Source organism: Massilia phyllostachyos (assembly GCF_021044825.1).
In the GTDB taxonomy this organism is placed as follows: Bacteria; Pseudomonadota; Gammaproteobacteria; order Burkholderiales; family Burkholderiaceae_D; genus Telluria; species Telluria phyllostachyos.
The window spans coordinates 1-1,273 of record NZ_JAJNOC010000026.1; the positions used below are offsets into that span (position 1 = coordinate 1).

A 1,273-nucleotide genomic window follows, 5' to 3' on the forward strand; every position below is an offset into this window, starting at 1 on the left:
CTGTATGGCACAGGGACATAGGTGACAGTTGTACAGGGACATAGGTAACACTTTTCTTATGATCGGCACACCACCAACAGTTGGAGTGTGCGATGCCTTGGAAGGAGTGTTCCCAGATGACTTCCCGCCTGGAGTTTGTAATGCTGGCAAGCGCGCCAGGAGCGAATATAAGCGCGCTCTGCCATGCATTTGGTATCAGCCGCAAGACGGCTTACAAATGGCTGTCTCTGTTCAAGAAGCATGGCAAAGAAGGGTTGGCGGATAGATCGCGCCGTCCTGTTACCTCGCCCCATCGCAGTGACCTCCAGCTCGAAGCCCAGGTTGTAGCGCTTCATGACGAGCATCCATGCTGGGGTCCGCGCAAGCTGTTAGCGCTGCTGCCTGAACAGTCCAAGAAACCTCATCCGAACACGATTGCAGCGATCCTGCGCCGGCATGGACGGCAAGTGATCCCGTCAAGCGATACGGGCCCTGCGGCAAACAAACGGTTCGAGCATGAAGCACCAAATTTGCTGTGGCAAATGGATTTCAAAGGTCATTTTGCCCTGACGGATCCGAACGCCGGGCGGTGCTATCCACTGACGATTCTCGACGATCACTCACGCTTTGCCATTTGCCTCAAAGCCTGTGCAGGCGAGACGGCGGAAGAAGCGAAGCGCGCCTTGATCGATGTCTTCAGGCAGTACGGACTGCCCGAGCGCTTCACGTGCGACAACGGAAATCCCTGGGGTACACCGAAGCAGAATGGACTCACCAAGTTCGAGATATGGCTGCTACGGCTTGGAATTCGAGTTAGCCACAGCCGTCCGATGCATCCGCAGACTCAAGGGAAAGACGAGCGATTTCATCGTACGCTCAAGTTTGAGCTGCTCGACCGCCGCGGATTCAACTCACTCGAAAAGTGTCAGCCAGCATTCGATGATTGGCGCGAGCGATACAACACGATACGGCCGCATTATGCGCTGGGCCAGAAGCCGCCAGCGACTCGCTATACCATCAGCGCACGGCGTTATCCGGAGGTGCTACCGCCGATCGAGTATGAGGCTGGGGAAGTAGTCCGGAAGGTGAGAGGCAATGGCCATATCAGCTTCCAGGGCCATCAGCTATTCATCGGCGAAGGCTTAGCAGGTGAGCCCGTCGCCATCCGCCAGACGGACAACGACGGGCTTCTGAGCGTGGTTTTCTGCAATCGGCAAGTCGGCGAAATCGACCTGCGCATTGCACGGTAAAATGGGCTGACGTGTGTAACCTATGTCTCTAGACATGTGTTACC

The 1,273-nt window shown here is 56.0% G+C and carries 1 protein-coding gene; it reads left to right on the forward strand.

Annotated elements, in window-relative coordinates; all coding sequences use genetic code 11:
• Window positions 1-92: 92 nt before the first annotated feature.
• The gene (locus LQ564_RS25690) at window positions 93-1,229 is read left to right on the forward strand and encodes an IS481 family transposase (protein ID WP_231060967.1); all 1,137 of its coding nucleotides are present in this window, start codon (window positions 93-95) and stop codon (window positions 1,227-1,229) included.
• The last annotated feature ends 44 nt before the right edge of the window (window positions 1,230-1,273 follow it).